General features: G+C 36.2%; 16 protein-coding genes. 8 read left to right on the forward strand and 8 right to left on the reverse strand.

Going from position 1 to position 26,679, the window contains the following annotated elements; translation table 11 throughout:
* Positions 1-405, forward strand: a complete 405-nt coding sequence (locus ACRASX_RS06340) for a cytochrome C (protein ID WP_066312795.1) — start codon at positions 1-3, stop codon at positions 403-405.
* Between the two features lie 146 nt (positions 406-551).
* Here ACRASX_RS06340 and cls read toward each other — a convergent pair whose 3' ends face one another.
* The 8 genes from cls to ACRASX_RS06380 all read right to left on the reverse strand — a co-directional run bounded on the left by cls (position 552) and on the right by ACRASX_RS06380 (position 14,129).
* Positions 552-2,006, reverse strand: a complete 1,455-nt coding sequence (gene cls, locus ACRASX_RS06345; protein ID WP_432222795.1) for a cardiolipin synthase — start codon at positions 2,004-2,006, stop codon at positions 552-554.
* A 55-nt stretch (positions 2,007-2,061) separates the two neighbouring features.
* A complete protein-coding gene (locus ACRASX_RS06350) occupies positions 2,062-3,765 on the reverse strand; it encodes an amidohydrolase (protein WP_432222796.1) in 1,704 nt (567 codons plus the stop codon).
* A 423-nt stretch (positions 3,766-4,188) separates the two neighbouring features.
* Positions 4,189-6,069: a glycoside hydrolase family 13 protein gene (locus ACRASX_RS06355; protein WP_432222797.1), complete on the reverse strand. Its 1,881-nt coding sequence runs from the start codon at positions 6,067-6,069 to the stop codon at positions 4,189-4,191.
* 179 nt (positions 6,070-6,248) lie between these two features.
* Complete coding sequence (locus ACRASX_RS06360; protein WP_066312811.1) at positions 6,249-8,363, reverse strand: glycoside hydrolase family 97 protein; 2,115 nt, start codon at positions 8,361-8,363, stop codon at positions 6,249-6,251.
* Between the two features lie 121 nt (positions 8,364-8,484).
* On the reverse strand, positions 8,485-10,785 hold the full coding sequence (locus ACRASX_RS06365) for a glycoside hydrolase family 65 protein (RefSeq protein WP_432222798.1): 2,301 nt from the start codon (positions 10,783-10,785) through the stop codon (positions 8,485-8,487).
* Positions 10,786-10,897: 112 nt separating this feature from the next.
* Entirely contained in the window at positions 10,898-11,560 is a 663-nt protein-coding gene (pgmB, locus tag ACRASX_RS06370) for a beta-phosphoglucomutase (protein WP_432222799.1), read from the reverse strand.
* Between the two features lie 20 nt (positions 11,561-11,580).
* Entirely contained in the window at positions 11,581-12,930 is a 1,350-nt protein-coding gene (locus ACRASX_RS06375; protein ID WP_432222800.1) for an MFS transporter, read from the reverse strand.
* Between the two features lie 176 nt (positions 12,931-13,106).
* The gene (locus ACRASX_RS06380) at positions 13,107-14,129 is read right to left on the reverse strand and encodes a LacI family DNA-binding transcriptional regulator (protein ID WP_066312824.1); all 1,023 of its coding nucleotides are present in this window, start codon (positions 14,127-14,129) and stop codon (positions 13,107-13,109) included.
* A gap of 239 nt (positions 14,130-14,368) precedes the next feature.
* Here ACRASX_RS06380 and ACRASX_RS06385 point away from each other — a divergent pair, with 239 nt between their 5' ends.
* The 7 genes from ACRASX_RS06385 to ACRASX_RS06415 all read left to right on the forward strand — a co-directional run bounded on the left by ACRASX_RS06385 (position 14,369) and on the right by ACRASX_RS06415 (position 26,676).
* Positions 14,369-17,344 carry a SusC/RagA family TonB-linked outer membrane protein gene (locus tag ACRASX_RS06385; protein WP_432222801.1) on the forward strand — a complete coding sequence of 992 codons (2,976 nt, stop codon included), beginning with the start codon at positions 14,369-14,371 and terminating at the stop codon, positions 17,342-17,344.
* A gap of 38 nt (positions 17,345-17,382) precedes the next feature.
* Positions 17,383-18,990, forward strand: coding sequence for a RagB/SusD family nutrient uptake outer membrane protein (locus ACRASX_RS06390; RefSeq protein ID WP_432222802.1), 1,608 nt, complete (start codon positions 17,383-17,385; stop codon positions 18,988-18,990).
* Positions 18,991-19,014: 24 nt separating this feature from the next.
* Positions 19,015-20,115, forward strand: a complete 1,101-nt coding sequence (locus ACRASX_RS06395) for a SusE domain-containing protein (protein ID WP_432222803.1) — start codon at positions 19,015-19,017, stop codon at positions 20,113-20,115.
* A gap of 59 nt (positions 20,116-20,174) precedes the next feature.
* Entirely contained in the window at positions 20,175-23,516 is a 3,342-nt protein-coding gene (locus ACRASX_RS06400; protein WP_432222804.1) for an alpha-amylase family glycosyl hydrolase, read from the forward strand.
* Positions 23,517-23,518: 2 nt separating this feature from the next.
* On the forward strand, positions 23,519-24,211 hold the full coding sequence (locus ACRASX_RS06405) for a hypothetical protein (RefSeq protein ID WP_432222805.1): 693 nt from the start codon (positions 23,519-23,521) through the stop codon (positions 24,209-24,211).
* Between the two features lie 104 nt (positions 24,212-24,315).
* Positions 24,316-25,176, forward strand: coding sequence for an AraC family transcriptional regulator (locus ACRASX_RS06410; protein WP_432222806.1), 861 nt, complete (start codon positions 24,316-24,318; stop codon positions 25,174-25,176).
* 189 nt (positions 25,177-25,365) lie between these two features.
* Complete coding sequence (locus tag ACRASX_RS06415) at positions 25,366-26,676, forward strand: TolC family protein (protein ID WP_432222807.1); 1,311 nt, start codon at positions 25,366-25,368, stop codon at positions 26,674-26,676.
* Positions 26,677-26,679: the final 3 nt, after the last annotated feature.

Genomic DNA, 26,679 nt, shown 5'->3' on the forward strand with positions numbered 1-26,679 from the left:
ATGCACGAAGATAAAAGTAAAGTATCGCTATTTATCGATGATGATTTGCAGCCTATCGCTGAATTGTTAGCGCCTGTTCAATTTGAATTGGATACTCGAAAACTGACCGATGGCGAGCATACCTTAAAATTGGTTAGTAAATCATCAACGGGAAGGGAAGGTATTCGTAAAATAAAATTTATAGTCCGTAACGGACCTGCAATTGCTATCGAAGGAATATCAGAAAACGAGGTCGTTGATGGCTCAGTGCCGCTCATGATCAATGCATACGATAAAGGAAATCAAGAGAAGTTTATCATTGAAGGAAGTGAAACTCCACAAACGGTTCCGACTTGGCTTTGGATTCTTTTGATCGCTTTTGTGGGTTGGGCAGCCTTTTATCTGGTTACTAATATTAGTTTGTAAAATACAGTAAGCCAATTTGATAAGGGTTTAAAAACGGGTCTGATTTCAAATATCTGTACACTAGCTTTGGTAAAGATTTTGGGAATATGTGCTCAATAAACAGAGAGATTAGGAACGTGAAATCAGCAAATAATTCTAAATCTGTTTTACAAAAAAGGAGACAACAGACGAACGACCTTTTCCCACAGGTGAATGTGTTTAGGTCTATTCAACCAAGACTCTTTGTCTATTTGAATGGTATATTTTAAATCATCTTCAAAAGCTGCTGTAAGTTGCGATGCGATGTTTTTACTGTATACCATTGCATTCACTTCAAAGTTGAGATCGAAACTGCGATAATCCATATTTGCAGAACCTATTATCGCCAGATCATCGTCGATTACCATCGTTTTGGCATGTACAAAGCCTTTATTATATTGGTAAATTTTCGCTCCATATTCGAGCAATTCGGTGTAATACGCACTCGCTGCAGCATTTACCATTTTTGAATCAGAAATTCCCGGAATCAATACTTTTACATCCAGTCCACTTTGTATGGCAATAATCAAAGCATCCATTAAACTTTCACCTGGAATGAAATAGGGGCTTGTAATGTAAATGCTTTTTTTTGCAGAACTAATTGCTTCCAAAAGAGAATAAAATATAAGTGGTTGCGAGCTATCAGGACCAGAAGCTGCTATTTGAACCACCTCCTTCTCAATAGTGTCGGCATGTAAAACGTCTGGAAAATAATTTTTATTGTACGCTAATAGTGTACTGCTGCAAAAATTCCAATCGCACACAAATAGATACTGCAAGTAAGACGCCGCTTGTCCTTGTATCATTAGATGAGTATCTCGCCAGTACAGATGATTTTTAGCATTCAAATCATTTCTATACTTATCACTCATATTAATTCCACCTACAAAACCGATAGTTCCGTCAATAATAACTATTTTTCGATGATTTCTGTAGTTAATTCTATTGGCCAAGGCATACCATTTTATTTTATAGAAAGGAGCGGTTTGTACGCCAGCTTTTTGCAGTTTTTCAACGAATAATTTCCCCAAACCATGACTGCCAAAATCATCATACATAAAGCGTACTTCTAGACCTTCTTTTGCTTTTTTAATCAGTATTTCGGCGATTTCATTTCCAGTCTGATCATTTTCATAAATGTAATATTCAAGATGGATGTGCGATTTTGCTTTTTCTAAAGCTGTCAGTAATTCCACAAATTTTTCTTCGCCATTAATGAGAAGTTTTACTTTATTATTGGCCGTTAAAGGACTACTACCAGCACGACGTATAAACTCAGCCAATGTTTGATGCTTCTCTGGGACTAAACCAGAATTGCTTATGGCTTCGGCCTGCATGTTCATTTTGTTACGAATTTTTAATCGCAACGGTTCATCAATTTGTAGTTTTTTAGTGTACAGCTTTCGTTTTCGGTAATTTATACCAAATGAAAAATAAAAGATCATACCTACCACAGGAACAAAAATGATGAAAAGAATGTATGCCAAAGCTTTGGTGCTACTTCGAGTATCAAAAATCACTCGTAGAATCACAAAAAATATTAAAAGTAAATAAGCCGCTTGTGCAATTAAGATCCAATCCATATTTTTTTTTAAATCAGAGTTCTTATCTGATGTTTATTTATATTTTTTTTAAAACCTATTTTTTGAATATTGTTTTTCCTTCTTTAATAGTTTCTAAAACCTGAATATTTTTAATTTCCATAGGATCTACCTTTAGCGGGTTTTTGTCTAAGATCACAAAGTCAGCCAATTTGCCAGTGGTTAAAGTGCCTTTTAAATTTTCATCGAAAAATTCATAAGCGGCAAAAGAGGTTATGGCTTGCAAGGCGAAATAAGGTGTTGTTCTTTCGGCTAAACCAATTACAGCGCCTGAACGTGATACGCGATTCACTGCAGTCCAAACGGTGAAAATAGGATTAATTGGTGTAACCGTAGCATCAGAATGATTGGTTGGTTTTAAACCCAAACTCTTAGCAGTAACCATCGGACTAAGAAAATCGGCACGCTCTTTACCTAAGTTTTGTACGTGCACGTCACCCCAAAAATAAGCGTGATTCGTGAAAAATGAAGGTTGCAAATTGTATTTTACAAATAACTGCAACTGATCTGGTCGCGCAAATTGAGAATGAATAATAATCGTTCTTCGGTCTTTATCTAAAGGTTGTTTTAATTTTTCGCAGGCATTTTTATGTGCCAATAGTGCCATGTCAATTGTGGCATCACCATTACAATGAATAAATAACTGATTGTCTTTATTATAGGCCGTTTCAAACAATTTATTTAATGCGTCTTGGGTCAAACTTGGTAAACCGCGGCAATCATGATGGCAGCCAGGAACTTCGGTTAAGAATGGTTTACTAAAAAAAGCCGTTTTGCCTTGTGGAGAACCATCGGCCACGATTTTGGTTCCTTGCACTTTAAAACCGTTTTTATAGGTTTTAAATCTAAGTGAAGTGTCTGCCAAATTACTGTCTAATTCAGAATAGCCCGCAAGCGAAATTAAATCAATTTTGAATTTTCCGGAATCGGCTTGCGACTGAAAAAATCGAATTGTATTTCTATCCGTCATCCCATCTTGTGCAGTTGTTATTCCGTTCGAAGCGTAATAGTTTTGAGTAGTGTCAAAATATTCGGCTTGTTTAGAGCCTAAAATTTCTAACATACCTCTTACAAAAGGATACATTGCGGTCTCTTGAACGAGTCCCGTTGGTTCTTGAGAGTTAGGAAAACGATCAATATTACCACCATCTGGATTTTTAGATCGTGCTGAAATTTTTAATTTCTCAAGACCCATTGTATTGGCAACGCCCATGTGACCACTAGTATGCTGCAAATAAACAGGATTATTAGGTAAAACTTTATCAATGTCCTTTTTGTTTGGATGTCTTTTTTCCGCCAATTGCCCATCATCGTAGCCCCAACCAAAAATCCACTCACTATCGGCGATATTATTTTTTTCTTTATATTTTTTAAGATTATCCAAAATGTCATCGATATTTTTAACAGTTCCCACTGGTTCTGGATTCAAGTCTACTTGACCCATAGTGTTGGAAACCATACCAAAGTGACTGTGCGGATCAATAAAGCCCGGTAATAAAGTATGACCTTTCAAGTCAATTTCTTCTGAATTTTTATACTTAGATTGAGCTTCTGTTTTACTTCCCACCCATACAATTTTTCCATTTTCAACAACTACCGCTTCGGCATATGTTGGTTCATCTCCTTCCATTGTTAGGATATCACCATTGTAAAATAACTTTGAATTTTGGCTTACAATAGCTTTGTCTTCTTTACAACTGAATAAAGAAAAAAGTACAATTACATAAATGATTTTTTTCATCTTTTTAGGATTTTAGAATTGAATACTAAATACATAGCATTTTAAAAGCTTATCTACCGCAGTTTAAATTTCAATTAAATTAAACATTTTTTATCCAAAAAAGAAAATTGCAAAAGATTTAATTGCTGAAAATATATTTTAAATCGTTGATTCCTTTTTTTTTAACCTAGCAAAACAGTCGTAGCGAATGTGAAATATATTATGAAAGTCTTATTTTTCTCTCGCAGATCGTGATTACCTATTTTAAATAAAAACCTTTTTTAGATTTTTAAAAGTAGGTTACTTTACCGTATATATTATTTTTTAGATGCATTCAATACGTAGTTTAATTCAAAATAATCTACTTCTTAAAAAGCAAAAGTCGCAATGATTAAAATTTATCACTGCGACTTTTTTATATTTCGTCCAAAATGTATTCTTGAATTAGTTCCCCAATTCTAATACTAAACTTGATTTTGCTTCTATTGTAATTTCAGATCTTAAATTAATAGTTTTATCTGAAATGACATCTTTGCCCGTTGTGAAAGTTGCGATATTTTGTTTAAAACGATCTGTTTTTATGGTTTGCACCGTTTTGTTATTATTGATGATAACCATAACTGTTTTCTCGTTGTTGTAACGGAAATAGACATATATATTATTTTCCGGAATGTAATGTGTCATTTTTCCAGTATGAACCGCAGCATTGGTTTTACGCCATTGAAATAATTTTGATGTATAATTGAAATACTCTTTTTGAACGCTTGTTCTGCCTGCGTCAGTAAAAGCATTGTTAGCATCTCCTTCCCATCCACCAGGAAAATCTTGACGAATATCGGCATCTCCTTTGCTTTTGTCTCCGCCCATTCCAATTTCTGAACCGTAATACAATTGCGGTGTGCCACGAATGGTTGCCAGCAAAGTCATTACTAATTTATACTTCGCCAAATCGTATTTGTATAAATCATTAATTCTGTTTGTGTCGTGATTTTCTGCAAAAACTAATAAATTATTTGGATTAGGATACAAATAATCCAAAGCAAAATTATTATAAACTTTAATCATACCATTATCCCAAGTCGCCTCATCGTCATTAAATACCGAACCAATTTGATCTTGAAACGTAAAATCCATTACACTTGGCAAATTCGAATTGTAGTTCTCAATCGCTCCAATTTTACTATCTTTTTGCCAATACGACAATTGCGCCTGATTGTGCATCCAGATTTCACCCACAATATTAAAGTTTGGATATTCGTCGGTCACTGCTTTTACCCAATTTGCCATTGCTGTAGGGTCAGAATAGTTGTAAGTATCTACTCTAAATCCATCCAAATTGGCATATTCAATCCACCAAATGGCATTTTGAGTTAAGTATTTTGCCACTAGCGGATTTCTCAAGTTTAAATCTGGCATCGAAGGAACAAACCAGCCATCAATACACACTTCTAAATCTTCTTTTGAAGCATGAATATCGGTAATAACTTCGCGTCGGTGGTGCGTTTGGGTATACTGTTCAAATTGATTGATCCAGTTTTTAGTGGGTAGATCCTTCATCATCCAATGGGTAATTCCCCAATGATTGGTCACATAATCCATTACCAGTTTCATGTCTTTTTTGTGCATTTCGTTCGCTAGGCGCACATAATCTTCATTCGTTCCGTAACGTGGATCTATTTTATAAACATCAGATTGTGCGTAGGTATGATAAGAGAAAGTTGCATCATTGTCCTCGTTCATTGGCGTACTCCATATAGCAGTTGCACCCAATTCTTTGATGTAATCTAAGTTTTTTATAATTCCTTCAATGTCCCCGCCGTGTCTTCCGCCAGGTAAGGCACGATTCGCTTTTTCGGCTAGCGATGAGTTGCTGTCATTCTTTGGATTACCATTGGAAAAACGATCCGGCATGATTAGATACATTACATCCGAAGCATCGTAACTTTCTCGATTAGAAGAATCAGCTCTTCGTTCTTTCAGACTGTATTTTTGAGTAAAAGTTACTTTGTTTTTTTTATTTTTAAATGAAAACACGTACTCCGTTGCTTTGCTGTTTCTGGTATCGATTGTAACGAATACGTAATTGGGGTTTTCTGTTCTTTCGATCTTTGTAATCGCTATAGAAGGAGAAATCGAAGGCTCGTAGCTTGCAATGTTGTTTCCGTAAAACATGATTTGCAATTCTGAATTGTGCATCCCTGCATACCAAAACGGCGGTTCTACTTTCTGAATTTGCGCTTTCGCGGAAGTAACAAACAACAGCAGTACTATTATTATTTTAGTAATAAAATAGGTGGTTTGATAATTTGCTTTTTGAGTAATCATAGCTTTTATTTTTTAACGCGATTGAAATCGGAACCTTTAATTCTAAAGTTTACAAAACCTTCGAATTATAGTTATATTATCTTTAAAGCCTACAAGATCATAATTAAGACCTTGCAGGGTACTATCAGATTTAAAAAAAGGCAAGTAGTTTTTTGGGAGAAACTACTTGCCTTTAGAAATTATTTAGTTTCTATAATACTGATGGCATAACCGCCACCTGGAGCCGAAACTTGTGCTAATTTTGATTTACTAGTTATCTTGATGGTACGTATCGTATACGCTTGCGGATTGGTTTTATAATTAGCATCTGTTGCATCTGCATAGATAGTCGCCGTGTATTTTTTTCCTTTTTCTAAGAAATCAAATGCAATGTTCGACGTTCTGCTCGCCACTCCATTTACATTTCCAACAAACCAATTGTTTGTTCCTTTTGCTTTGCGAGCCACGGTAATGTATTTCCCTGGTTCTGCTTCTATATAGTTACTTTGGTCCCAATCGATAGCAACATCTTTGATGAATTGAAATGCATCTGGAAATTGTTTGTAATGTTCAATAAGATCAGCTGCCATTTGCAACGGACTGTACATAGTAACGTACAAAGCCAATTGGTTAGCAATAGTACTGTTTACGTGCGAATTATTGTCTGGGTTTAATTTGCTAACGTCCATTTCAAAAATTCCAGGCGTGTAATCCATTGGTCCGCCGATTAAGCGAGTAAAAGGTAAAACAGTCACGTGGTTTGGTTTAGACCCTCCAAAAGCCTGGTATTCTGTTCCACGCGCCGATTCGTTTCCAATTAAGTTTGGGTACGTTCTCGAAATTCCTGTTGGGCGAACCGCTTCGTGTGCATTAACCATTATTTTATAATCGGCAGCTTTTTCAATAGCATACTGATAATGATTGACTATCCATTGGCTGTAATGGTTTTCACCTCTTGGTAAAATATCACCTACATAACCACTTTTGACTGAAGTGTATCCATTGTCGTTCATAAATTGATACGCTTTGTCCATGTGGCGTTCGTAATTGCGAACAGAGCTCGAGGTTTCGTGGTGCATCATCATTTGGACCCCTTTCGATTTGGCATATTCATGAATTCCTTTGACATCAAAATCGGGGTAAGGCGTTACAAAATCAAAAACATAATCTTTAGAATGACCGAACCAATCTTCCCAACCTTGATTCCAACCCTCTACTAAAACGGCATCAAAACCATTTTCTGCGGCAAAGTCAATGTATTCTTTTACGTGAGCGGTGTTGGCTCCGTGGGTGCCATTTGGTTTGGCTTTGCTATAATCGGTCACGCCCAATTGTACCGAGGGAAAATCGTTTGTGTAAGCCCAAGAGCTTTTTCCTGTAATCATTTCCCACCAAACACCAATGTATTTTACTGGTTTAATCCAAGAGGTATCTTCAATTTTGCACGGATCATTTAAATTCAATGTCATTTTTGATGCTAAAATAGTACGCGCATCATCGCTTACCATAATGGTCCTCCAAGGCGAATGATTTGGCGCTTGCATGTATCCTTTATCTCCTTTAGCATCTGGCGTTAACCACGATTCGAAAATCATGTTTTTATCATCTAAATTTAAATGCATGCACGAATAATTAATAAGTGCTGCTTCGTGTAGATTGATGTACAAACCATCTGCTGATTTCATCATTAATGAGGTCTGAACTCCGGTAGTAGAAAATGATTTTTGAGAAACATTTGCCGTATAGGCTTTTTCAGACAAGCCTCTAATTTCAGATAATTTAGATTCAGTGTAATCGTATTCTTGGGTGTCGTAATCGCCAGGAATCCAAAATGCCGTATGATCGCCTGCCATAGCAAACTGACTTTTTTCTTCCTTAATTACAAAATAAACTAGATTTTTTTGAGATGGAAATTCATATCTAAATCCCAACCCTTCATTGAATAAACGAAAGCGAATAATGATTTGACGTTCTGTATCTTTTTGATTTAAAGTAACTGCCAATTCATTGTAATTGTTACGAATTTGATTGACTTCGCCCCAAACTGGTTTCCAAGTTTCATCAAAAGTGCTGTTTTTACTGTCGACAATTGTAAAATCATTCACCAATGACTTTTTATCATCTTTCAGTTCCAATCCCAACTTACTGGTTTTAATCACCGCTTTATTTTTGTAGGTTAACGCATAAGTGGGCGTCCCGTCTTTTTGAAGCGAAAACTGCATGACTAACTTTCCATCGGGAGATTTTAAGTCTTGCGCAATTGCCCAATTTCCGAACAATAAGCAAATGCAAAGGATACTAATAAATTTTTTCATATCTGTATAATTTAAAAAAATGAAACAACCCCAAAATGAAATGGGATTGTTTTAAAATAAAAGGAACTAACACAACTAACTTTATAATGAAAAACGTACTAGAAGTTCTTCAAAATATTTTTTACGCCATTACCGAGTGACCAGCAATGACTTTTTCTCCGTTTACAACTATTGTTAAATCTTGGTCGCCATCCACTGTAAATTGATTGCCGCTGTGACTTACATTCACTTTCAGAATTTGATTTCTGAAATTAATTTTAAATGAATATGCCTTCCATTCTTTTGGAATTTTTGGTGCAAAATGCAGTTCGTCATTTTTAACACGCATGCCACCAAAACCTTCTACAATACTCATCCAAGTTCCTGCCATTGAAGTAATGTGACAACCTTCTTCGACTTCTTTATTGTAATCATCTAAATCCAGACGAGAAGTTCTTAAATAAAATTGATACGCCATATCCATTTTGTCTAAAGCCGCAGCTTGAATGGAGTGGACACAAGGCGAAAGCGAACTTTCATGAACCGTAAATGCTTCGTAAAATTCGAAATTGCGTTGTAATTCTTCTTTCGAAAAGTGATCTTCAAAGAAATAAAAACATTGCAACACATCTGCTTGCTTGATATACGGTGAACGAAGTACACGATCCCAAGACCATTTTTGATTGATCGGTCGCTGTGCTTTATCTAACTCTTTTACAGGAACTAACTCTTTATCTAGAAATCCGTCTTGTTGCAAATAAACGCCTAATTTCTCTGATTTTGGAAAGTACATAGTATCAGCCACTTTTTTCCATTTCGAAATTTCAAGTTCTGATAAATTTGTTTTTTCAATGATGCGACAGAAGTCCGAATTGTATTCGTTCTTCACTTTTTCGATTTGTGTTGCTGCATAATCAATGCACCATTTGGCAATATAATTGGTGTAAAAATTATTATTGATGTTGTTCTCGTACTCGTTCGGACCCGTAACTCCTAATATTACATATTGCTTTTTAGGTTCAGAAAAAGTCGCTCTTTGGTGCCAGAAACGGGCAATTGCAATCAGTACTTCTAAGCCTTTTTCAGGAATATACGAGTAATCTCCTGTGTAGCGGTTGTAATTGAAAATCGCAAAAGCAATCGCTCCATTTCGGTGAATTTCTTCGTGTGTGATTTCCCATTCGTTGTGGCATTCTTCACCATTCATAGTAACCATTGGGTACAGCGCCGCTCCGTCTTTAAAACCTAAATTATTTTGAGCGTTTTCAATCGCCTTATCCAATTGATTGTAACGGTACGTCAATAAATTACGCGCCACTTGCTGGTCTTTGGTCGCCATGTAAAACGGAATGCAATAGGCCTCGGTATCCCAATAGGTTGAACCGCCATATTTTTCGCCCGTGAAACCTTTTGGTCCGATGTTCAAGCGGCTGTCTTTACCCAAATAGGTTTGATTGAGCTGAAAAATGTTAAAGCGAATTCCTTGTTGTGCTTTGACATCACCATCAATTGTAATGTCTGACATTTCCCAAATTTTTGCCCAAGCTTCAATTTGTTCCGCCAACAATTGATCATACCCTTTATTTAAGGCTTCTTTAATCACTTTTTCAGCAGCAATTTGTGTGTTACTGTGGTTTAGAGAAACCGTGTAGCCACCAATTTTCTGGATGGTTGCGGTTTTACCTTTTCCAGCAATAGTTCCATACGTATACTGTGCTTTTTCGGCAGTTGTATCTGTCGAAGAAGCCGAGATGTGACTTATTTCGCCATTACTAAAAATACTGTTGTGCATAAAAGTAGTGACTTTAAAATGAGTTTTAAAGGTTTGAGCCGTTACAAAAGCTTCATTTCCAGATTTTTTTACTTCTAGAGGTTCCCAGAATTTTTCATCCCAATTGGCATCTTCGTTGGTAACACCAGCATCGATATAAGGTTTAAAAATAATTTTAGCATCTTTATTTAAAGGAGTAATAGCATACTTAATCACGCCAACCTCATCTAGATTTAACGAAAGAAAACGACGCACATTGACGGCAATTTCGGTTCCGTTTTGCAAAGTAGCTTCAAAAGAACGATTGTACCAACCTTCCTTCATATTTAATTCACGGCGAAAATGATTTACTTTCACGCAAGTGTTTAAATCCAATTTCTCTTCGTTGATTTCAACATCAATTCCGATCCAGTTGGGTGCGTTCAATACTTTTGCGAAATATTTTGGATAGCCATTCTTCCACCAGCCCACTTTGGTCTTGTCAGGATAATAGATACCCGCAATATAACTTCCTTGAAAGGTCTCTCCCGTATATTTTTCTTCAAAATTGGCACGCTGTCCCATAGCACCGTTGCCGATACTAAAAAGACTCTCAGACGATTTTACTCTCTCGGCATCAAATCCTTCTTCAATTATGGACCAATTGTCTGGCTGTATATAATCTTGATTCATTTTTTTTATGATTTAAAGATTTAAGAATTTATGATTTTAAAGAATTTATACTTCAAATGTTCAGTCCTTAAATCATTAATTTTTTTAATATTTCAATAATTAAATATTTCAATTATTTAATTAGTTTCTCAATAAATGCTAACCCCATTTCATTAAAGTCTGTAAAAACGTAATGCGCTTCATTTAATATCTCAGCTTTGCCGATACCAACACTAATCATTTGGGCGGCATTGGCTGCTTGAATTCCGGCAACTGCATCTTCAAAAACAATTGCATTTTCTGGTATAATATTTACCTTTTGAGCGCCTATTAAAAAAACTTCAGGATCTGGCTTGGCGTTGGTCACATCATTACCATCGACCACGGCATCAAAGAAATCTATAATTCCTGTTTTTTCTAAAATCGGACGTGCATTTTTACTCGCAGAACCCAAAACGATTGCTTGGTTTTTTTCTTTTAAAAATTGTAAAGTCTGCAAAACGCCTGGCAACAATTCGCTAGAATCCATGTCGACTAAATACGACAAGTAATCGGCGTTTTTTTGAGCCAACCATTGGTTCTTTTGTTCTGCCGTGGCCGTTATATTTCCTAGTTCAAGGATAATATCCAGCGAGCGAATGCGACTTACTCCTTTTAAAAGTTCGTTGTGTTCGTGGGTAAAATTAATTTGTAAAGCATCGGCAATTTTTTTCCAAGCTAAATAGTGGTATTTGGCTGTATCCACAATAACACCATCTAAATCAAAGATGAATGCTTTTTTAGGTACTGAATTCATTGTTTTTTTATTGAGGTTTTTTATTGTTGAACGTCGTCAACATCTTTTACTTTGTACACTAAAGCAGCTGCAATTAAAAAACTGACTCCGCTAGTAATTAGGGCATAAATAGCATCACCATTGTACAGGTACTTTACAATTGGTCCGCCGATAAGTGCATTTATAATTTGAGGTATTACGATAAAGAAATTGAAAATTCCCATGTAAACGCCCATTTTTTTAGGCGCGATTGAACCCGCGAGAATGGCATAGGGCATCGCTAAAATGCTTGCCCAAGCTACCCCGATAAGAACCATTGGTAGAATTGCCCAATTTTCATCCGGCATAAAATAAATTCCGATTAATCCAATCCCACCAATAACTAATGAGGTGGCGTGCGTCGCTTTACGGCCTATTTTTTTGGCGATGTACGGTAAGAAAAACAAAGCAATAATTGCGGAAACTAAATTGTAGACACCAAATAAAATTCCGACCCAGTCGCCTGCATCTTGGTATTGCTGACTCGAAGTGTCGTCTAGTGGCAGACCGTAAATGTGATGCGCAATAGCAGGAGTGGTAAAAACCCACATTCCGAAAAGACCAAACCAAGAAAAGAATTGCACCCAACTAAGCTGACGCATTGTGGTAGGCATTTTCGCAAAATCGGTAAAAATATCACTCAGTTTTGATTTTTCCGTTTCTGGAATTTCGATATGGTTTTGCGGATTGTCAAAAGCCTCTAATTCTTCAGGTGAGTATTCTTTGGTGGTAACCATGGTGACCAAGATCGAACCAATTAAAATTACCGCGCCAATAATGAAAGACAGTGTTAAGTTCAAGGGTACGCTTCCCGTTGCAGAAACATTTGATACATCAAACCACTTGGTTAAAACATACGGCAAAGCCGAACCAATTACAGCTCCGAAACCAATTAATGCAGTTTGAATACTGAAACCAGCAGTGCGTTGGTCGGTTCTTAAATTGTCACCAACTAAAGCACGGAAAGGCTCCATGGCAATGTTAAACGAAGCATCCATAATCATTAACATTCCGGCTCCAACCCACAATGCTGGCAGAATAGAAATAAAAATATCGGCTTGCGGCATCAAAATTAATCCTACCGAGGCGAGAACAGCTCCAATTAAAAAGAACGGTTTTCTACGGCCTAAACGTCCCCAAGTTTTGTCGCTATAATGTCCAATGATCGGTTGAACAATCAAGCCCATTAAAGGAGCGATTATCCAAAACCAAGATAATTCATGTACGTCGGCACCAAATATTTGAAGTATTCTACTAGCGTTTGCGTTCTGAAGGGCAAACCCCATTTGTATTCCTAGAAATCCGAAACTCATGTTCCAAATTTCCCAGAAACTTAATCTACGCTTTTCCATTATCGTAATTTGAATTGGATACGATAAGCGCTTTGCTTATCAAAACTGAACTTATTTTTCGAAGTAAAAGTAAAAGTTTTGACTGGGTGTAAATTTATAAATAATTTCTTTACATACGCAAACAAAAAAGCCATTAAAATAATTAATGGCTTTATTTTTTTATAATGAGAGTGAAACTAATCGGTTGATTCTCTTTCGATAAGGTGGGTTTCTATGACTTCAGTGACGTAGTTTTCATCTTCATTTTCGTCTTCATTTTCTAATCGATCAATAAGAATTTGTGCCGCTTTATTGCCCATTTTAGCACCACTTTGACTCACTGTTGTAATAGTTGGGGTAGAATATTTAGAAATTATGCCGTCAGTAAACGCAATAACCGCTAAATCTTCGGGAACTTTCAATCCTCTTTTATTGGCTGTTTTAATGATGGTTACCGCAAATAATTCGTTCACAGCAAAGACTGCATCAATTAATTTGTCTTCCAGCAATTGAGAGATAGTAATTTCGCAAGTTTCTACATCTTCAATTTTAATAATTAGTTCTTCGTCAAACGGAATTCCATTATCCAATAATGCTTTTACATAGCCATCGGTTCTCAATTTACCAACACTCACATAATCTACAGTAGTTACTAAGGCAATTCGTCGTCTTCCTTTATCAATTAAACTTTGTACGGCCTCATAAGCGGCAGATTTATCATCGATGATTACTTTATCGCATAAAATTTCGTTGGTAACGCGATCAAACATCACCACGGGCATTCCTTGATTGATTACTTCGGTAATGTGATGAAAATCAGCTTTAAATTGTGTTTCTTTTGATAAGGACATAATGAAACCATCTATACTTCCGTTGGCCAACATTTCCATATTTAAGACTTCTTTATCAAAAGAATCATCAGACAAGCAGATAATTACACTGTATCCGTTTTCATTGGCCACATGTTCTATTCCGTTAATAACTGTCGAAAAAAAGTGATGTACAATCTCGGGAATGATAATTCCAATGGTTTTTGTCTTGCGGTTCTTGAGACTTAAGGCGATATTATTGGGCTTATAATTGTAAAATTTGGCAAAAGCTTGTACTTTTTCGCGCGTTTCGACACCAATTTCGGGACTGTTTCGTAAAGATTTGGAGACCGTAGAAATAGAAACATCTAATTCTTTGGCTATTTGTTTAAGGGTGACTTTTCGTTTCATACTATAATTATTATATAAATTATATTCGCATTAAAGGTACTTTAATATTTAAAAATCAATAATTTAATCGTCAAAAACTCCTGTAAATAATAAAGTTTTCAACACTATCACGTTTTCGTAATGGTTTTAAAATTGCGTTTCGTCGAGCGTGTTAATAAATCTATAAATTTGGAATTCGAAGTAAAATTAAAAGTTAAAAATTATTAACCAAACGCAAACTAATATTTAAACAAAAAAGGATGAAAGCAATTTACAAAAAGTTGTTATTTTTATTTTTACTACTGCCTTTCAGTATTCTGGCTCAGAATACTATAAGTGGGGTTGTGCTAGATCAAGCATCTGGACAACCTATACCAGGAGCAAACATAAACGTACAAGGAACTCCTACGGGAGCATCGACAGATTTTGATGGTAGATTTACATTAAACGATGTAAAGCAAGGAGACAAAGTAATGTTTTCTTTTATCGGTTACACGACACAAACAGTTATTTTTGCTGGTCAAAAGTCGATATCGATTTCGTTAAGCGAAGATGCCAATCAATTGAAAGAAGTTGTAGTGCAAGTGGGTTACGGAACTGTTAAGAAAAAAGACGCAACAGGCTCTGTATCACAGATTTCTACTAAAGATTTTAACAAAGGACAAAACACTACACCAGAAACTTTAATTAGTGGACGTATTTCGGGTGTAAACGTAACCGGAAGTGGAGCACCAGGTGCCAAAGCGGACATTCGTATTCGTGGAGGATCTTCGTTAAGTGCTTCCAACGAGCCTTTAATTATATTGGATGGATTGCCATTGAGCAATTCGGTTCCCGATGGATCAAAAGGTATTTTATCTACCATAGATCCTAACGATATTGAGTCATTTACGGTTCTTAAAGATGCTTCGGCTGCTGCAATTTACGGTTCTCGTGCTGCAAATGGAGTTATTGTTATTACAACCAAAAAAGGTTCAAAAGGCGGTATCAAGGTTAACTTTTCTTCACAAGTGGGTGTGAATACGGTTGCCAATACGGTAAATGTTTTGAGCGCAGATCAATTTCGCACTTTTGTAAATGATAACGGAACTGATAAGCAAAAAGCAATTATGGGAACTGCTAGTACAAACTGGCAAGACGAAATTTTTCATACCGTATTAACGGCCGATAACAATATTTCGGTAAGCGGCTCTTTATTTGATAAAGTGCCAGCGCGTTTATCTGTTGGAAACACAAATAATCCTGGAATTTTAAAGAACACTAGTTTCGAAAGAACTACGACTTCGTTGTCTTTAAATCCTGTTTTATTCGACAATCATTTAAAAATTGACCTTAGCGGAAACTTATCTTTCGGAAAAAACAGATTTCAAGATGAAGGTAGAGTAATTGGAAGTGCTATTGGATTTGATCCAACACAATCTGTTTACGATTCAAATTCTCGTTACGGCGGTTACTACGAATGGCTAGAATCTAGTGGAAACGTAAATTTATTAGCGGCTAAAAATCCAGTTGCTTTGTTAAATCAAACCAACAACCGATCTGAAACAACTAGAAAATGGGGTAACATTCGTTTGGATTATAAATTACATTTCTTTGAAGACTTAAGAGCAGTTGTAGAAATGGGAATTGACCGATACGACAGTAGTGGATGTACAGAAGTAAGCAACGAAAGCATTTCGGGCTACCAACCAACCAACTTTAGTGATGGAGCTTGGACAAACTTAGGTGGCTATTCTCGCTTTACAGATGAAAGACAGAATAAGAACTTAAATGCTTATTTTAATTATACAAAAGACATTAATTTATTTAAAATTGATGCTACAGCAGGGTACAACTACCAATTGTTTCAAAGAGAAGGTTACACTTCTGGACAAACCAGACAGCCTAATCCTGTTGAAGATGTTGCAACTGATCCAGATATTAACTTGCAATCGTACTTTGGTCGTTTAAACCTTGGTTTTGATAGCCGTTATTTATTGACTTTGAATGCAAGAAGAGATGGTTCTTCTCGTTTTTCTGAAGCGAATCGTTGGGCTAATTTCTTTGGTGGTGCATTTGCTTGGAACATTTCAAATGAAGCATTCTTAAAAGATAATGAAACGTTGTCTACTTTAAAAGTAAGAGTTGGTTACGGTCAAACAGGTCAGCAAGACATCGATGCTTCTTACGATTATTTAAGACGTGTTTCTTTAGGAACAATTAACTCGCAATACATTTTTGGAAACACAATCTATCCTGTGGCAAGAACAGAAGGCTACAACGAAAGTATAAAATGGGAAGAAGTAAATGAGTTCAACGTTGGTATCGATTACGGATTCATTAACGATAGAATTACAGGTTCGATTAACTATTTTGATAAAAAATCAAACGACTTATTAGCATACATCGCTTACCCTGATGGAGCAAATTTAAGAAATGCTGGTTTTGCAAATATTGGAGATTTACGTACGCAAGGTGTAGAGTTCAGTATTGAATCGGATGTGGTTAAAAATGATAATTTGACTTGGAACTTAGCGTTCAATACGACTTTCATTAAACAAGAAATCACCAATTTAGGAATCACAGTTCCAGGTTTTCAAGGATACACAACGGGTGATAATATTGCGGGAGGAACAAATAACAAAGTTCAAATTAATACGGTTGGTTTTGCGCCAAACTCATTCTATGTATACGAGCAATTGTATGATGCAGACAAAAGACCTATTCAAGGTGCTTATGTAGATAGAAACCAAGATGGTGTTATTGATACACAAGATCGTTACCGCAATCACAAACCAGCGCCAGATTATACTTTTGGATTGTTTAGTACTTTAAGCTACAAGCAATTTGATTTTACAATGAACTGGAGAGCAAGTATGGGGAACTATATTTTTGATAACATTAGTTCTGATAAAGGATATTCTGACGCAGGATTGCGTAGAGATAGCGACTTATCAAACATAGCTGTTGATTACTACAACACCGGATTTAATTTTGAAGACAACGGAACACAACGCTATTTCTCTGATTATTTTATCAAAGACGCCTCTTTTGTCAAGTTAGACAATGTTACTGTTGGATATACTCTTGATAAATCTATTTTGCAAGTGGCTTCCCTTCGTTTTTCTGCAGGAGTGCAAAATGTGTTCACCTTAACAAAATACAACGGTTTAGATCCAGAGAAATTCAATGGTATAGATGGTAACATTTATCCAAGAGCTCGAACTTATTTGTTTGGTGTAAACGCATCATTCTAATTCGGAACTATTTTGAAATAATTAAAAAAATAAATAAAATGAAACTATCATTTAAATATATATCTTATTTTCTCCTACTAGTTTTAGGATTAAATCTGACGCTTACCTCATGCACGAGTGATTTGGATGTAACTCCAAAAGACGATGATGAGTTTTTATCTGAAACATTCTTTCAAGATCCAGCTTCGTACAAACAAGTATTAGCCAAATTGTATTCTGGACTTTTTGTTGGAGGTAACGATGGAGATGGAAAGCCAGATATTTCTGGAATTGGAGGGGATTTTAGCAGTTACTTGCGTTTGCTTTTTGTAATGCAAGAATTTACTACTGATGAAGCAATTATTGCTTGGGCAGATGGAACCTTACCGACAATGAACACTCAAAAATGGGCGCCAGCCAATGAGTTTTTATACGGAGTGTATTCTAGAGCTTTTTATGAAATCAGTTTGTCTAATGAATTTTTAAGACAAACAACCGATGAGAAGTTAGACGCTCGCGGAGTAGACGCCAACCTGAAAGCAGAGATTGCTAATTTTAGAGCAGAAGCTCGTTTTTTAAGAGCCTTCTCATATTACAACTTGATGGATTTATTTGGAAATGTGCCAATTACAACAGAAAATGATCCTGTTGGATTTTACTATCCAGAACAAAAAACAAGAGCAGAAGTTTTTGCTTTCATCGAAAGTGAATTGAAAGATCTAGATGCAAGTTTAGTAGCTTCAAAAGCAAATGAATACGGTCGTATTGATAAAACAGCAGCTAAATTTTTATTGGCACAAATTTATTTAAATGCAAAAGTCTATACAGGTACAGAAATGTACGGTGAAGCTGCAAAACTAGCGACAGATGTAATTAATAACTCGGGCTATACTATTGCAAATGTTCCGTACAAAAATCTTTTTGCTGCAGACAATAATACCAATGGGGCACAAAGCGAATTTATTTTCCCTATTGTAGCCGATGGTAATGCGATTAGAGCTACGGGTGGTGGAATGAGTTTTATTTTACACGCCTCAATTGGTGGAAGTATGGACGCTGCCGCTCAAGGTATGGATGGTGGATGGCAAGGAATCAGAACTCGTAAAGAGTTTGTGTCTCTTTTTCCAGATGAAACTGCTACTGCAGATAAAAGAGGAACTTTTTATACAGATGGACAAAACTTGAGCATCACCAATGTTGGAACATTTACAGATGGTTATGCGGTTACTAAATTTACAAACGTAAAATCAGACGGTTCAAAAGCACAGCGTAATGATATTCCAGATACCGATTTTCCCATGCTTCGTTTGTCAGACATGTATTTAATGTATGCTGAATGCGCCGTAAGAGGTGCAGCTGGTGCCGATATGGGTACTGCAGTTGGTTATGTAAATCAATTAAGAACTAGAGCAAATGCTACCGCAATTACTGCAGTAAACATGAACCTTAATTTTATTTTAGATGAAAGAGGTCGTGAATTGTTTTGGGAATGCCACAGAAGAACCGATTTAATTCGTTTTGGAAAATTTACAGGCGGAGATAAAGTTTGGGAATGGAAAGGTGGAGTTCAAAGCGGTTCTGCTACAGCATCGTACCGAAATTTAATGCCAATTCCTGCTACAGCAATTCAGGCAAACCCAACATTAAAACAAAATACAGGATACTAACAACCAAATTTAATACCTAACAAAATGAAAAATATACACAAAATTTTAATCGCATTTGTAAGCATTCTTGCGGTTTCGTGTTCTGCCGATGATGTCGAGAACAGACCAGTTATTGAAAAAGGAACTACGCCAGAATTTGTTGCGCCAGAAACCGACAAACAGTTTGTTTTAGTTGAAGAAAATGCGACAAATCCGGCAGAACGTTTTGTATGGTCGGCAGCCACTTACTCAGATAATGTTGTCGTAGATTATACATTATTAATGGATGTTGCCGGTGGAGATTTTACAGCACCACAAACCTTGGCAACCGCAAGCAATAGTACACAAGCTTCGGTAAGTGTGAAAAACTTAAACCAAGCAGCAATCGAATTAGGAGCAGTTCCTGGCGAAGCAAAACAATTTGACTTAAAAGTAATGTCTAGTGTTTCTGGCGGAGTACCAATGGTATCTGCAGTTCCATTAACAATAAGTATAAATACATACTCTGGACTAATTGCTTACGAATTTACGGACTGGTATTTTGTTGGAGACGCAACTGTTTCGGGTTGGGATAATAACAAAGGAAACCAACCTTTATTCAGAAGTGGTACAAATCCAAAAGAATACATGTATACTGGTTTCTTCAAAAAAGGAGAATTCAAAGTAATTTCTAATCCTGGTAGCTGGACACCAATGCTTGGAAAAGCTGATGGCGTAAAAATGGCACCAAGAAATACAGACGCTGACGCTGATCCTGCAAATTTTGCTATTCCTACAGAAGGATACTATACTTTTAAAATGAATACAGAAACATTAGCATATACTTTGGTAGCTTTTGATGCTGCAGCTGCGCAGTCGTATGCAACAGTTGGACTGATTGGAAGTAGTACTGCAAAAGGATGGGATGGATCTACCGCAATGACTCAATCTACTTTTAATTCTCATATCTGGACTTTAGGTGTAACTGCCTTAAACGATGGAGAAGCAAAATTTAGAGCAAATGATGCTTGGGATGTAAGTTGGGGAGGAAAAACTACTTTCTCTGGTGGAGGAACAGGAGACAATATTCCGGTGATAAAATCTAAATATTTAATTTATTTTAATGATTTAGACGGAAGCTACTTGATGATTCCTAACCAAGAATAAAGAGTAAACATATTGAAAGGCTATCTGAATAAGATAGCCTTTTTTTTAACTTATAGATTATGAAAAAAGTTCTACTATTTCTATTCGCGTTGTTTACGGTTTTAACCACAGCCCAAAAACAACAACAAGTTACCTATGCGGTAACGCCTGCCACTTTTGAGGAAACTCAATCGGTTGTCATTACAATAAACGGCAACAGCATCAACGAATCTTCTTGGGGTATAACAGATAATTCTTTGTATTTATGGGCTTGGGCTTTTGATACAGATGACACCACTCAAAAAGGAACTCCAAACAATGGAGACTGGACAGCATCAAACGAAGCAAGTAAATTTACATACAATGCGGCCACAGATACGTATACCAAAACAATTACTCCAACGACTTACTACAATATAACAGGAATAGGAAAAATCGGGTTTTTAGTAAAAGCTAAGAATGGTACTGACGATAAGAAATCACAAGATATTTTGGTTGAGGTTGGCTCGTTTCAAGTCAATTTAACTTCGCCTGTGCAAAATAGCACTACCGTTCTTACTTCTGGAGCAAGCTTTACCATTGCTGCAACCAATACCAACGGAAACGCGAGTTATAGTTTAACGTCAAATGGCACAATACTAAATTCCAATTCAAGCACCGCTTCGTACTCGTATACCCAATCTGCGGTTACAGCCAACCAAAATTATGAATTAACGGTTACACAGGGTACAACAGTGAGTACTAAAAAATTCTCAGTTGTTGTTCATTTAAATACTGTTTCTGAAGTACTGCCTACTGGATTAGTAGACGGAATTAATTATGATAATTTAGACGCCGCAAAAGTGACTTTGGTTCTAGATGCACCGTTAAAAGATTTTGTGTATGTAGCAGGAAGTTTTAATAATTGGCAACCTTCATCGGCTTATGCTATGAAAAAAGACCCAACGACCGGAAAGTTTTGGTTGACACTAACAGGATTAGTTTCGGGAACCAATTATACGTATCAATATTGGGTGGTCGATGCAACTCCTTTAGCAGGATCACCTGCAATGGTAAAAACTGCAGATCCGTACTCGACTTTGGTGTTGTCACCATTTGACGATGCGGGAATTCCGACTACAAGTTATCCAAATATGCCTGTTTATCCGGTAGGACAACAATTTGAAGTTACGGTTTTAAAAACGGGTCAAATGCCATACAATTGGCAAGTGACTAATTTTGTAAAACCAGCCAAAGATAATCTGGTAGTATACGAAGTTTTAGTTCGGGATTTTGATGCGAATCGAAATTTTCAAGATCTAATAAATAAAATGGATTATTTTAAAAGTCTTAAAATAAATGCGATTGAGCTATTGCCTGTAATGGAATTTGAAGGCAACGAAAGTTGGGGATACAACACTTCGTTTCATATGGCTTTGGATAAATTTTATGGTAGTTCGGACAAGTTGAAAGAATTAATTGATTTGTGCCATCAAAACGGAATTGCGGTCATTCTAGATGTGGCTTTAAATCATGCTTTTGGTCGCAATCCGATGGTTCGTATGTGGATGAACGATCCTGATGGTGATGGTTTTGGTTCGCCAACAACAGAAAATCCATATTTTAATACTGTAGCAAAACACACGTATAATGTAGGCGAAGATTTCAATCACCAATCTCCTAGAACTCAAAATTATGTTCAACGTGTAATTAAACAATGGGTTGAAGAATATAAAATTGATGGATTTCGTTGGGATTTAACCAAAGGATTTACGCAAAATTGTACGGCTGCCGATGAAAGTTGCACCAATTCCTATCAGCAAGATAGAGTAGATGTGCTGAAATCGTATGCTGATTATTCTTGGAGTTTAGATCCAACACATTACGCTATTTTCGAACATTTAGGAAGTGCTACCGAAGAACAACAATGGGCAAATTATCGAATTGCCGAGACACCAAGTAAGGGAGTGATGATGTGGGGGAACATGAATAATGAGTACGGAAAACTTGCAAAAGGATACGCAGGAAACATTTCAGGAATGACTAATACGAGTCGTGGTTTTACTGCGAATAGACTAATTGGATATCCCGAAAGTCATGACGAAGAACGCTTGATGTATTATGCTAAAAAAGACGGCAATAGTTCCAATGCTTCCCATAACGTCAAAGATCTCAATATTGGTTTGTCGCGAATGTCAGCAATAGGAGCGGTTTCATTATTGATTCCGGGTCCAAAAATGATTTGGCATTTTGGAGATTTAGGTTGGGATACTTCCATCTTTACTTGCAATAACGGCACTGTAAATGATAATTCGGCAGCTTTGCCTGGAGATTGTAAATTAGATACCAAGCCGCAGCCACAATGGACAAATAATTGGTTGGCAGATACCAATAGAAGCGCTGTTAATAAAAATTGGTCTAATATGATCGCTTTAAAAACAACAGAGCCTGTGTTTTTAGGTACAGCTACCGTTGCAAATAGCAGTTCTTTACTGCCTAATATAAAAATTACCAACAACAACTTAGTAGCGACAGCACTAAAAGATGTCGTGGTACTAGCTAATTTTGATGTAAATAATAAAGAAGTAGTTACAGGTTTTCCATATGTAGGAACTTGGTACAATTTAATGGATAATAAGGCGCTGATTGTAACCGATTTAAACATGACCGTTGCCATTTCAGCTGGAGGATTTAGAGTTTTTGGAAACCAGAAAACAAGCTTGGATTTTAGTACGCCCAATTTTTCTTTACCCAAAAATAATTTTACCATTGAATCAAAAGGAGAATCTTGCCTCAATAAAAACAACGGTTCGATAATTATCTCTGCCTTAGAAGCTCACAAGTATACAGCTACACTAAATGGAGCATCTTATTCTTTTGTAAATAATACACTTTCAGTAGATGGCTTAGCTCCCAATGTCTATTCGCTATGCATTGGTGTCGAAGGCGAATCCTACGAGCAATGCTACACAATTACTATTCAAAAAGGAGCTACGATTACTGGAAAGTCATCTGTTGTTGCCGACAAGGTAGCGATCGAAATTTTGGAGGGTACTGCACCATTTCAAATTTCAATAAACGGATCAGAGCAGTTTGAAACTAGTAATTCGTCTTTTCTGGTTGCGGTCGAGAAAGGAGATTTAATAGAGGTGAAAACAGCTAAAGCCTGTGAAGGTGTTTTTTCAAAAAGTATAGATACATGGTCAAAAGAAGTAAAGTTATTTCCAAATCCTACCTCTGGAAGTTTTGAAGTTTCGGTTACTACTTCAGAGCGAGATGTGGAAATTGGAATTTACAATACTGCTGGAACACTTCTTTCAAAAAAAATGTATCCTGTGGCTAATAACAAAATACAAATGAATTTAGATAACCAATCCGCAGGAATCTATTTCGTTAAAATAGAGTTGGACACTCCGTCAATAGTAAAAATCATAAAAAAATAGAAATGAAAAAGTTTTTTTATCTAGCAGGACTTAGTTTGTTTTTAGTGGCTTGTGGAAAAAACACAGATGATCCCGCGCAGCCCGAATTAAATACTGCGCCGTCTGTGCCCACAATAGTTGCCCCCGCCAATGCGAAGTTGTGTGTTAATAATACCGTGTTTTTTCAATGGAATGCGTCGACAGATGCTAATAAAGATGTTATTTCGTATCAAATACAAATTGCAACCGACAATCAGTTTGCGCAAATTGTGAAGACACAAGAAGCTACTGTTACCGACCAAACTTTTACTTTAGAAAAAAATAAAGCCTATTACTGGCGAGTAAAAGCGACCGACAATAAAAATGCTTCTAGTGCGTATTCTTCGGTTAGTACGTTTTATACGGAAGGGAATGCCAAGCAGAATCATTTGCCTTTTGCGCCAGAATTACTGCTGCCAGCAGCAAATTCGGTGGTAAGTTCGGGTACGGTTAACCTAAGTTGGACTGCTTTAGATGCCGACGTTAATGATCGCTTAAGCTATGACGTATATGTAGGGACGACCAACCCGCCTACTGCACTAAGTGCTCAAAATAGTGATGCTGCCCAATTCAGTTTTAATGCTGTTGCAGCTACTAATTATTATTGGAAAGTAGTTGTAAAAGACAATAACGGTGGCGAAACAATTGGTCAAGTTTGGAATTTTAAAACGAACTAAATCTTCGTAGTTTGATAGTAAATAGTTAGTGAATTTGTTTTTTTTAGAGGAAAAAGCTGCCTTATCTTAGGCAGCTTTTTTGTGTTTAAAATTCAAAAAGTTTATTGAAATTTGTACAAAAGCTGTACGAACAAATTATGGAACAATTGAAACATGCGATCAATGAAGATTACCTCAAGAAAGTAGATGCCGATAAAAAAAGTATTTATTGCCACCACGATCTTATGGGAGAATTATTTGTTCCGACTCACCAACACCTAAAAGCGCAACTGCTCTATACCGAAGGAGATGTGGTTTTTGTGATTACCGATTCCAAATCTTATTTTTTGCCTGCTCGTCATTTTATATGGCTTCCAAGTGGTGTAGCGCACAGTATTCATCCTAAATCGGGAAAAGTAATTATGCGAAATTTGTATTTTCCTACCGAAGCAAATGAAGATGTATTTTACCAAACCGAAGGTATTTATCCCGTTAATGATTTACTACTACAAATGATGCTTTTTACCAATAGATGGAGCGGCGATCTAAAAAAGGGAACCGCAAATTTTGTTATCGCAAGCGGTATTAAAGCAATTCTTCCACAACTTTGCCTGCGTAATTTACCTTTAGAGTTGCCAAAAGCCAAAGACGAACGCTTGAGTAAAATTTTAAAATTTATCGATAACTCAATAGGAGAGCCTATTTTGTTTACTCGAGTTGCAGAGCAGTTTGGTTATAGCGAACGCTCTTTGTATCGCTTGTTTCAGAACGATTTGGGCATGTCTTTTATGCAATATTATACCATAAGGAGAATTATTAAAGCAATCGAATTATTGCTAGACAGAAAGCTTTCTATAAAAGAAATTGCCGAAAAAGTAGGCTACAGTAGTGTGCCGACTTTTAGTAATACTTTTTATAAAATACTACGACAACGCCCTTCTGATTATCTAAATCAAACGGGAATTCTAGAGCAATCAGTAGATTGATTTCGTCGCAGAGATGAATGTAGCGTAGGGCCGATATCGTTTTTTACGAATGTCCGAAATGAATACGATGTTGTCTTTTTAAGATAATCAGTCAATAAAAAAAATGTAACAACTTTGCATCTCAATTTATTTGATGCAATGATAATACCTAAAAAAAGTACGCTTTTGACAGATTCATTTTTTAAAAAAATGCTTCTTGTCCTTGTTTTATTTGGCCTAAATTCTTTAAAAGCGCAGCAAAATAATTTCTTATCACTTCGAGAAGCGTTGCAGATCGCCAAAGAAAATAATCTATCCATTCTGAAATCACAATTAGATATACATCTTTTAGAGGAAAATGTAAAAGAAAGTAAAGAACTCCGTTTGCCCGATGTTGAAATTAGTGGCGGGTATTCTCGTATTTCAAATTTGACTCAATTTAAAAGTAGTTTTATGAAAGAAAAGGAAGTTGTACACACCATTCCTGAAATGTATGATCTTAAAACTGACTTTAGAATGCCTCTTTATGCGGGTAATAAAATTAATAATGCGATTGAAATTGCCAAACAACAGGTTGAAATTGCTGGAATTACTAAAGAGAAAGTCGAAAATGATGTTCAGCTACTGGTTATTTCGACCTATTTAGAAATTTATAAATTGAGGGAGCTTCAGAAAATTATCGAGGAAAACATCAGAGAAGAACAAAATCGGCTGAAAGAAGTACACTCCCTACAAAAGCACGGAACCGTTACCAAAAATGAGGTGCTACGTGCAGAATTACAGCTGGCCGATCGTGAATTGACCGCATTAAACAATTCGAAGAATATTCAAATTTTACTGCACGACTTTAAAACCTTATTGCAATTGCCCGAAGAACAAGAAATTAGTGTTGACAGCAGTGCAATTATAAACGAAAATAAAGTTGATCCGTACGATTTGTATTTGAGCCGCGCTTTGAATAACGAAGACATTCGAATTGCGAATCAACAAGTGAATATTAGAAAAATAGAAATGAATTTGATTAAAGGGAATTATTATCCGAGAATTAATTTTTTTGGAAATTATGCTCTAAAATATCCCAATTATATGTTTTTTCCGCCAGAACCATATTTGTATAGTTTAGGTCAAATTGGTATAGAAGCTCGTTTTGATCTTTCGGAACTGTATAAAAATAAGACTAAAATGCACATAGCGGATACAAAATTAGAATGGCAAAAAATGGAAACTAAAATTGTAAAAGATAAGGTACAAGATGAGTTGTATAAAAACCACGTGCATTATCAAGAAGCTATAGAGACGTTTAAGGTGGTTGATAAATCGTTAGAGTTAGCAGAGGAGAATTACCGCATCGTCAAAGTAAAATACCTCAATCAGTTGGTTTTAATAACAGAAATGGTCGATGCAGACAATTCATTATTGCAAGCCAGATACAGTAAAATTGCCACTCGAATCGATGCAGCAATGAAGCATTATAAATTGCTCCATACCGCAGGTTTATTAAAAGAAGAATTTAAATTATAATAA

The sequence above is a fragment of the Flavobacterium sp. TMP13 genome, from assembly GCF_050847115.1.
GTDB lineage: Bacteria > Bacteroidota > Bacteroidia > Flavobacteriales > Flavobacteriaceae > Flavobacterium.

Coding starts and splice junctions, on each gene's coding strand:
- ACRASX_RS06340 (WP_066312795.1), top strand. CDS start 1: ATGCACGAAGATAAAAGTAAAGTATCGCTATTTATCGATGATGATTTG.
- cls (WP_432222795.1), bottom strand. CDS start 2,006: ATGGATTGGATCTTAATTGCACAAGCGGCTTATTTACTTTTAATATTT.
- ACRASX_RS06350 (WP_432222796.1), bottom strand. CDS start 3,765: ATGAAAAAAATCATTTATGTAATTGTACTTTTTTCTTTATTCAGTTGT.
- ACRASX_RS06355 (WP_432222797.1), bottom strand. CDS start 6,069: ATGATTACTCAAAAAGCAAATTATCAAACCACCTATTTTATTACTAAA.
- ACRASX_RS06360 (WP_066312811.1), bottom strand. CDS start 8,363: ATGAAAAAATTTATTAGTATCCTTTGCATTTGCTTATTGTTCGGAAAT.
- ACRASX_RS06365 (WP_432222798.1), bottom strand. CDS start 10,785: ATGAATCAAGATTATATACAGCCAGACAATTGGTCCATAATTGAAGAA.
- pgmB (WP_432222799.1), bottom strand. CDS start 11,560: ATGAATTCAGTACCTAAAAAAGCATTCATCTTTGATTTAGATGGTGTT.
- ACRASX_RS06375 (WP_432222800.1), bottom strand. CDS start 12,930: ATGGAAAAGCGTAGATTAAGTTTCTGGGAAATTTGGAACATGAGTTTC.
- ACRASX_RS06380 (WP_066312824.1), bottom strand. CDS start 14,129: ATGAAACGAAAAGTCACCCTTAAACAAATAGCCAAAGAATTAGATGTT.
- ACRASX_RS06385 (WP_432222801.1), top strand. CDS start 14,369: ATGAAAGCAATTTACAAAAAGTTGTTATTTTTATTTTTACTACTGCCT.
- ACRASX_RS06390 (WP_432222802.1), top strand. CDS start 17,383: ATGAAACTATCATTTAAATATATATCTTATTTTCTCCTACTAGTTTTA.
- ACRASX_RS06395 (WP_432222803.1), top strand. CDS start 19,015: ATGAAAAATATACACAAAATTTTAATCGCATTTGTAAGCATTCTTGCG.
- ACRASX_RS06400 (WP_432222804.1), top strand. CDS start 20,175: ATGAAAAAAGTTCTACTATTTCTATTCGCGTTGTTTACGGTTTTAACC.
- ACRASX_RS06405 (WP_432222805.1), top strand. CDS start 23,519: ATGAAAAAGTTTTTTTATCTAGCAGGACTTAGTTTGTTTTTAGTGGCT.
- ACRASX_RS06415 (WP_432222807.1), top strand. CDS start 25,366: ATGCTTCTTGTCCTTGTTTTATTTGGCCTAAATTCTTTAAAAGCGCAG.